Genomic DNA, 7,711 nt, shown 5'->3' on the forward strand with positions numbered 1-7,711 from the left:
GAGAGCCTGCGCTACTGGGTCGAGGAGATGGGGGTGTCGGGCTTCCGCTTCGATCTGGCCACCGTGCTCGGCCGCGAGCCGGGCTTCAACCCGAACGCCAGGATGCTGCAGCTCATCAAGACCGATCCGGTGCTGAGCAAGGCGATCCTCGTCGCCGAACCGTGGGACCCGGGCCCGGGCGGCTATCAGCTCGGCCAGTTCGGCAAGGAATTCCGCGAGTGGAACGACACCTATCGCGACGACGTGCGCTCGTTCTGGCGCGGCGACCAGGGAAAGATCGGGGCATTGGCCGGCAAGGTCGCCGGCTCGGCCGAGATCTTCGACTTCGCCGGCCGGAAGCCGAGCGCCGGGGTGAACATGCTCGCCGTGCATGACGGCTTCACGCTCGCCGATCTCGTGTCCTACCTCGACAAGCACAACGAGGCGAACGGCGAAGACAATCGCGACGGGCACAACAACAACTATTCGTGGAACGGCGGGGCCGAAGGGCCGACGGACGATCCGAAGATCCAGGCCGCCCGGCGCCGCGACGTGCGGGCGCTGCTGGCGACGCTGTTCCTCAGCCGCGGGCTGCCGCTGATCCAGCAGGGCGACGAGTTCGGCCGCACCCAGCAGGGCAACAACAACGCCTATGCGCAGGACAACGAGATCACCTGGGTGGACTGGGAGAGTGCGGACGGCGCGCTGGTCGACTACGTGGCGGCGCTCAACGACTTCCGGCACCTCCATCCGGCGCTGACGCACGACCACTTCCTCACCGGCCAGACCCGGCATGGGGTGCGCGACGTCGCGTGGCTGCATCCCGCCGGCCGCGAGATGACCGACGCGGATTGGAACGATGCCGGCGGCTCGGTGCTGGGCATGCGGCTTCAGACTACGGAGGAGGACCTGATGGTGTGGTTCAATCGTCACAGCGAGGCGGTGCTGGCCCGGCTGCCCGAGGGCTACTGGACCGTGGGCCTCGTCTCCGACGACAAGGCCGTGCTGCCCGTCGCCGACCGCGCCGCCACGCTGCCGCCGCGTTCGGTGGTGGTATTGCTCAAGGGCCAGATCCCGCCCTCGACGCCAGAAATTCCGCCCCAGCCGCAGGAAGTGCCGCCCCAGCCCGAGACGCCCCAGCCGGCGCCGCAACCCGACACGGTGCCGGGCAACCAGCCGCAGGAAGTGCCGCAGGAGCAGCCGCCGGAAGAGACACCGAGGGAGTAGGGGGCGAGGGAAAGCCGATGGCTAGCGGGCTCTTGGCCGCTGTGCCCGGACCGAGCACCGACTGCAGCGGACGGCCCCCTCCCAACCTCCCCCATGAAGGGGGAGGCGCCCGCCGGCGGCTTGGGGCTTGATCGCGCCAGGAACTCGATGCGGCACTCTCCCATGGGGAGGGATGGGGAGGGGCTGTCTGCTGCAGTATTAGCCCTTGCCTACCGCCACGAACCCCATCCGCTCATACAGCCGGCTTGCCCCGGCATTCCCCGCCTGAACCTTCAGCCGCACCTCGACCGCCCCGCGTGCCTCGAGCGCCGCCATTGCGGTCGCAAGCAGCGCGGTGCCGACGCCCCGGCCCTGCCAGTCGGGCGCCACCACCAGGTCCTTCACGAAGCTCGAGGTCCAGCAGACGCAGAAGCCGGTGATCTCGTCCCCGGCGCTGGCGACGAAGCAGAGGTGCTTGTCGAACTCGCTGTCGCCCCGCAACCCCTCCCACCAATCGAGCCAATCGGGCAGGACACTGCCGAACCCGTTGGCGTAGGCGCGCTGCAGCAGCCGGTGAATGGCAGGTGCGTCGGCCGCGCTCATCGGAGCCAGCGCAGCCCCATCCGGCCAATCCGCCGTGGGGATGGGCATGGTGAGATCGCGAGCCATCAGCACGTGGTCGGGCACGGTGTTCATGCGCTATTCCCGGACGGGCTACTCCGCCGCCTCGGCCGCCCCCAGCCCGCCCATCGTCTCGATGAACGCGATCACCTCATCCAGCCCGTTCCGCCGCAGCATGTCGGTGAATACATAAGGCCGGCCCTCGCGCACCCGCCTGGTGTCCGTCTCCATCACCTCGAGGCTGGCGTTCACGTAGGGCGCGAGGTCGGCCTTGTTGATGATCAGCAGGTCCGAGCGGGTGATGGCGGGGCCGCCCTTGCGCGGGATCTTCTCTCCCTCGGCGACCGAGATGACGTAGAGCGTGATGTCGGCGAGATCGGGCGAGAAGGTGGCCGCGAGGTTGTCGCCGCCGGATTCGATCAGGATGATGTCGAGGTCGGGGAACTTGCGGTTGAGATCGGCGATCGCTGCGAGGTTCAGCGAGGCGTCCTCGCGGATGGCGGTGTGGGGACAGCCGCCGGTTTCCACCCCGACGATGCGGTCCTCGGAGATCGCCTGCACCCGGTTGAGGATCAGCGCATCTTCCTTGGTGTAGATGTCGTTGGTGACCACCGCCATCGAGTAGCGATCGCGCATCGCCTTCAGCAGCATTTCGCAAAGCGTGGTCTTGCCCGAGCCGACGGGGCCGCCGATGCCGACGCGGAGGGGGCCGTTGAGCGATTTCATATGAGCCTCATGATGACGAGGATGAGAAAGCCGACCCCGATGGCAAGGCAGAGCGGGGAGTAGTTCTTGCGGTCGAGGGTAGCGAAGGGCTCCTCCGGGAACCGCGCCCGCCAGCGATCGGTATAGCCGAGGGCGCCGCGGCCCAGGAACAGTGCGGCGAGCACGACGCCCACGAGCGTCAGGCCGACGCCGCCCGCATCGTGGTCGGCGAGGGACAAGGCGAGCACGCCGGCAGCGAGCACCAGCAGCGAGACGACCAGCGAGGCGAGGCGCGGCACGCGGGTGACGCCGGGCCGGCCGATGACCGTTCGCGCCAGCAGCACCGGGTCGCGGATCGGCCACGGGCTGCCGACCGCCCAGAGGAAATGGGCAAGCGCCACCGCCAGCAGCACGACGAAGATCAGGGCGGCGACGACCATGCTCATGAGCGGAAAATCCTCGGTTCCAGCGTCTCGTGGCGCATCTGCGCGATGTCGGCGGCGTAGGCGATCGCGCCGAGATCGGCAAGGGTTGCCGTCGCCGCGGTTGCCGCAAGCGCTGCGACCCGCGGTTCGAGGGCGGAGAGGACGCGGAGGCCATCCGACTGGCCGAGCGGCACGAGGCGGACGGCGACGGAAATCTGGCCGTGGACGGTGGCGGTGAGCCAGGCGAGGAGCGTGTCCTCGACGCCGATATCGTGCGCCGCGGCGAGGGCGCCGACGGCGATCGGGTAGGGGCAGGGCTGGGGCAGCAGGTCGAGCGCGGGCGAAGGCCAGAATTGCATCGCCCAGGCATAGGAGTCGGCGGTGATGGTCGTCTCCATCCAGCGCTCCTTCGAGCCGGTAAGGGCCAGCGACAGGTCGGCCAGCTCTTCCAGCGCCGCCGCGTCGTCTGCGGCTCGGTGCGCATGCGCGAGGAGGATGGCGTCGGTGCGGATGCCGCCATGGGCGAGCGCGCCGCCGATCCAGTTCTCCAAGCGTTCGGCGCTGGTTACGCGACGATCCGCAATCGCCGTCTCAAGCCCGGCCGACCAGGCGAAGGCGCCCACCGGGAAGGCCGGCGAGAGCCAGGTGACGAGCTTTTGCAGCGCGGCGGGGTCGGTCATCGGTTCAGCAGTGCGTGGACCGGTTCGTGGCTGTGCGAATAGGCGCCTTCCTCCGGATGGAACGGCTCGGAGACATCCGTCACCGTCGCGCCAAGTCCCAGCAGCATGTCGCGAATGACGTGGTCGCGGAGGATCAGCACCCTGCCGGGCTCGATCTGGGTCTTCAAATGCCGGTTGCCGAGGTGCCAGCAGAGCCGCATCAGGTGCAGGTCATCCCGCCCCCGCACCTCGTAGAGGTTCTCCTCGCCGGCGATGATCTCGACCAGCCGCCCGTCCTCGAGCCGCAGGGCGCTGCGATCGGCCAGCGTCACCGGTTCGGGAAAATCGACCAGCACCTGGTCGCCGTGGACCAGCGTCAGCATGCGCCGACGCACACGCCGCTCGTCATGCATCAGGATGGCGAGATCGAAGGCGAGACCGGCTTCGCCGGGGGATACATAGGCGACCGCGCGGAACGTCTGCGGCATGAGGACTCACTATAGCGAACGAGGCTTCCCAACCTTCGCACGCAGCTTAGTCGCGAAGCTTGCACACCGCAAATGCACGCATGCTAGATGCGCTCGTCGAACAGGATCGCGCCCCACAGGACCTGATAGGCGAGGTGGATGAGGACCAGCGCCAGATGGTACCGCCGATCGGTCGTCCGTATGGCGATGATGCAGAGCGCGATGCCGAGCGGCACCTGCATCAGGTACCAGACGCCCAGCGAGTCGAGGTAGGGCTCGCCCTTGATCAGCGTATCGACGATATCGAGGATGAAGGTAGCGCCGAACAGGCCGAAGAACCATTTGCGGCGCTTGAGGAAGAAATCCTCGTAGCCGCCATAGTCGTCGAGGTTGTCCGGAAACAGCAGCGCGGTGAGCCCGAACAGCACGACCGAGTAGCCGATCAGGAAGGCAAAGGTGCCGAAGGTCCAGCTCTTGATCTCGGCAAGCTCGTACTCCCACCACCAGAACAGGATGAGCTCGAGCATGATCGAGAGCACCCACAGCAGATGGACGAGGGAGAGCCTGGCGCGCTGCGGGTGCTGGATGATGCCCGCGGTGCCCATCAGCAGGCGGGTGATACCGAGACCCACCACGGTGCCCATGACGATGCGGACGTGGATGAACACATCGTGGGCGACGCTGGTTTCCATCGCGCCCTCAGGGCGTGTCGGTGACTTCGGAGCAGTTCACTGGCGCCTGCGGCTCGGCCATCAGGTCGGTGAGGGTCGCATCGCTCCCCTTGGTCCAGAACTCGTACTGGCCCGACACATACCGCGCGCCCGATCCCGACATGGTGGTGACGAACACCAGCCGGTCCGGCCCGATCGGCACGATAGCGAGGAAATTGGGGGCCGCATTGATGAAATCGACCGAGAACGGCTCGAGGCCCTCGCACTGGTACTGCACGATGTTACGCTCGAAACTGCCCTGCAGGCTGAGCACAACCTGGGCGGAGACGTCGACATTCGACATCATGGCGGCAGTGGCCAAGGCTTCCATCGGCGGTCCCTCCTCGCGAGTCGGCGGGTCGAGGGTAGCAGATTGAGGCGTCGCGGCTAGGCAGTCTCCAGTGTCAGCGGGCGCGGCTGGTAGCCGTCGATATCGGCATAGCCGTATTCGAGCGCCAGATCTGCGCTGGTGTGGATGCCGCCTGACTTGTCCATGAGCTTTGGATCGGCGGCCAGATGCGCCACGGCGCGGCCCTGGAATTCCGGGCTCTCGGAGTTCGACATATCGAAATACTTAGCGTTCTTCATCACCTCCTCGGTGCGGACAAGTCCGGGATAGAGGGAGAGCGCTGCGACGCCGTACTCCCGCATCTGGTGCGCGACGTCGGCCGTCATCTTGTCCATCGCGGCCTTGGAAACGCCGTAGACGACATTCTGCATGAACTTCTGTGCCGACCAGAACGAGATGTTGACGATAAGCCCCGAGCGCTGTGCCGCCATTGCTTCGGAGCCAACCCGGGTGGCGCAATAGGACGATCGCACACCCACCCCGATCATGGCGTCCCAACGCCACATTGGCTGCTCCCACAGCGGGTCCACCCAGGTAAACGCGCCATTCTCCTCCATGCGCTCGTAGCCGGGCCAGGCGCAGTTGACGAGCACGTCGAGGCGGCCATCGTCGGCGAGAACCCGCCGCACCACGGCCTCGGTCTCGACGTCATTAGCGTGGTCCACCCGGTGTGCCACGCAGCGACCGGGATACTCGCGGGAAGCATCCAGCACCGAGGCCAGCGAGCCGGCGCGATCGAGGCCCTCGGGATGCTCGCCATCCCGAAAAGTCCGGCCGGTGATGTGCACTGTTGCCCCCGCCTCCAGCAACCCAAGTGCAACGCCACGGCCGACGCCCCGGCTGGCCCCGGTGACGAGGCAGACCTTGCCCGACAGATCGGCCGCCATGCTGCTTCTCCCGACTCAGGATGAGAACATAACATGAACTTGCGGGAATATGTCAGGCGAGCCAGACGGCGCCGAAGGCCAGGATGATCGCCACCGCGTCCTCGATGAAGGCGGCTGGGCGGTCGCGGCCGAACTGCTGGGCGAGCCGGCGGCGGGCCTCGAAGCCGCCGAGGGTGCCGATGACCGCGCCGATGGCGCCGAGGATCAGGCCGGCGATCCAGTTTCCGGTGGGCAGCCCAAGCAGCACGCCCGAAAGCGCGCCGCTGATGGTGCGGCCGACGAACGAGACCGGTTCCTTGCGGGACCTGGCGGTGGGCAGCTGGTCGCCGACCAGTTCGAGGATCGCGAGGATGACCAGGATGATCGCGGCCAGCGGGGTGGCCAGAAAGCCAGCCCAGGTACCGCCGAGGTCGATCCAGCCCAGCCAGGCGCCGATGCTGATGGCGGCGAACGGAGTCAGCGCGCGCAGACCGGCGACGACGCCGACGACGAGGAACAGGATGTAGATCATGGCGACCACTCCGCAGCCGGATAGTCAAGTCACCCGTTGCCGTGCTTGGACGGTGCGGCGCCGGGCTAGAACAGGAAATACCGCTCCGCCAAAACCAGGCGAGCCAGCCCGCGCCGCATGCGAGGGGACGCTAGCAGATTCGAGGGTATCAGAGTTCGCCAGGAAGGAAGTCGGGGTCGAGGATCTGCTCGATGGTGTAGGGGCAGGTCTCGGGGAAGTACTTCAAATAGACGGTTGTCTCCTCTGACGCCATTTCGCGCGCCCGTGCATATCGTTCGGCGATCACGGTGGCCGGAAAGGGTTTCAGGCTCGGGCTTTCCTTGAGGAGATCGAGGATCGCATCTCGCTGGCCTCGAATGGTGGAGGCCCAGCTCCGCGAGCGATGCTCCGGTTGTTTCTCCCACTTGAGGAGGTGCATCATCAGCACCTCGAGCCGACTGCGGATTTGATGTTTGTCGCTGCGCCCCAAACTCTCGATCTCCTCGGCGACATTCTCCAGATCGACGCGATCGAATTTGCCGGCGCGGATCAGCGCAGCCTGCTCCGCGCTCCACAGCGCGAAGTCCTCTTCGTAGCCCGCAAGCTTCTTGAGATCGATCTTGTTCATGGCGACAAATATACCGCGTTCGGAGCGGTATTTAAACCGCTCCGACAACCGCCCTCAGAACAGGAAATACCGCTGCGCCATCGGCAGCACCGTTGCCGGTTCGCAGGTCAGCAACTCCCCATCCGCCCGCACCTCATAGGTCTCGGGATCGACATCGATCTGCGGCGTTGCCGAGTTGTGGATCATCGAGGCCTTGCTCAGCCCGCCGCGGGTGTTTTCCACCGGCAGCATGCCCTTGGCGACGCCGAGGGTGGCCTGCAGCCCGTCGTCATAGGCCGCCCGGCTGACGAAGGTCACCGAGGAGTTGGTCCTGAGCTTGCCATAGGCGCCGAACATGGGCCGGTAGTGCATCGGCTGCGGGGTGGGGATCGAAGCATTGGGATCGCCCATCGGTGCGGCGGCGATCGAGCCGCCCATGATGATCATCTCGGGCTTCACGCCGAAGAAGGCCGGGCTCCAGAGCACCAGGTCGGCGCGCTTGCCGACTTCTACCGAGCCGATGTGCCGGCTCATGCCCTGGGTGATGGCCGGGTTGATGGTGTATTTGGCGATGTAGCGCTTCACCCGGAAATTGTCGTTGTCGCC

The 7,711-nt window shown here is 66.5% G+C and carries 12 protein-coding genes; 1 reads left to right on the forward strand and 11 read right to left on the reverse strand.

The features are described from left to right. Positions 1–1,206: alpha-amylase family glycosyl hydrolase (locus tag JWQ89_RS10965; RefSeq protein WP_299640926.1), on the forward strand; the 1,206-nt coding region annotated here is incomplete at its 5' end. Positions 1,207–1,404: 198 nt separating this feature from the next. On the opposite strand, the gene JWQ89_RS10970 is transcribed toward JWQ89_RS10965, so the two are convergent. From JWQ89_RS10970 to JWQ89_RS11020, 11 genes are all read right to left on the reverse strand, one after another. After that, positions 1,405–1,881, reverse strand: coding sequence for a GNAT family N-acetyltransferase (locus JWQ89_RS10970; protein ID WP_299640927.1), 477 nt, complete (start codon positions 1,879–1,881; stop codon positions 1,405–1,407). 18 nt (positions 1,882–1,899) lie between these two features. Then, complete coding sequence (gene ureG, locus JWQ89_RS10975) at positions 1,900–2,532, reverse strand: urease accessory protein UreG (protein ID WP_299640929.1); 633 nt, start codon at positions 2,530–2,532, stop codon at positions 1,900–1,902. After that, on the reverse strand, positions 2,529–2,957 hold the full coding sequence (locus JWQ89_RS10980; protein ID WP_299640931.1) for a DUF3995 domain-containing protein: 429 nt from the start codon (positions 2,955–2,957) through the stop codon (positions 2,529–2,531). Before JWQ89_RS10980 ends, ureG begins: the two co-directional genes overlap by 4 nt. Next, complete coding sequence (locus JWQ89_RS10985) at positions 2,954–3,616, reverse strand: urease accessory UreF family protein (protein ID WP_299640932.1); 663 nt, start codon at positions 3,614–3,616, stop codon at positions 2,954–2,956. Before JWQ89_RS10985 ends, JWQ89_RS10980 begins: the two co-directional genes overlap by 4 nt. Continuing rightward, positions 3,613–4,083 carry an urease accessory protein UreE gene (locus JWQ89_RS10990; protein WP_299640933.1) on the reverse strand — a complete coding sequence of 157 codons (471 nt, stop codon included), beginning with the start codon at positions 4,081–4,083 and terminating at the stop codon, positions 3,613–3,615. The genes JWQ89_RS10985 and JWQ89_RS10990 overlap by 4 nt, the downstream gene beginning before the upstream one ends. A gap of 83 nt (positions 4,084–4,166) precedes the next feature. Beyond that, the gene (locus tag JWQ89_RS10995; protein ID WP_299640934.1) at positions 4,167–4,754 is read right to left on the reverse strand and encodes a hypothetical protein; all 588 of its coding nucleotides are present in this window, start codon (positions 4,752–4,754) and stop codon (positions 4,167–4,169) included. A gap of 7 nt (positions 4,755–4,761) precedes the next feature. Further along, positions 4,762–5,103, reverse strand: coding sequence for an MliC family protein (locus tag JWQ89_RS11000; RefSeq protein ID WP_299640936.1), 342 nt, complete (start codon positions 5,101–5,103; stop codon positions 4,762–4,764). Positions 5,104–5,159: 56 nt separating this feature from the next. Then, entirely contained in the window at positions 5,160–6,008 is an 849-nt protein-coding gene (locus JWQ89_RS11005; RefSeq protein WP_299640938.1) for an SDR family NAD(P)-dependent oxidoreductase, read from the reverse strand. Positions 6,009–6,060: 52 nt separating this feature from the next. Further along, positions 6,061–6,519 carry a DUF4126 family protein gene (locus tag JWQ89_RS11010; protein WP_299640940.1) on the reverse strand — a complete coding sequence of 153 codons (459 nt, stop codon included), beginning with the start codon at positions 6,517–6,519 and terminating at the stop codon, positions 6,061–6,063. A gap of 148 nt (positions 6,520–6,667) precedes the next feature. Beyond that, complete coding sequence (locus JWQ89_RS11015; RefSeq protein WP_299640942.1) at positions 6,668–7,126, reverse strand: DUF29 domain-containing protein; 459 nt, start codon at positions 7,124–7,126, stop codon at positions 6,668–6,670. Positions 7,127–7,180: 54 nt separating this feature from the next. Beyond that, on the reverse strand, positions 7,181–7,711 hold a 531-nt coding region (locus JWQ89_RS11020; RefSeq protein ID WP_299640944.1), incomplete at its 5' end, for an amidohydrolase family protein.

The sequence above is a fragment of the Devosia sp. genome (assembly GCF_028290645.1).
Taxonomy (GTDB): domain Bacteria; phylum Pseudomonadota; class Alphaproteobacteria; order Rhizobiales; family Devosiaceae; genus Devosia_A.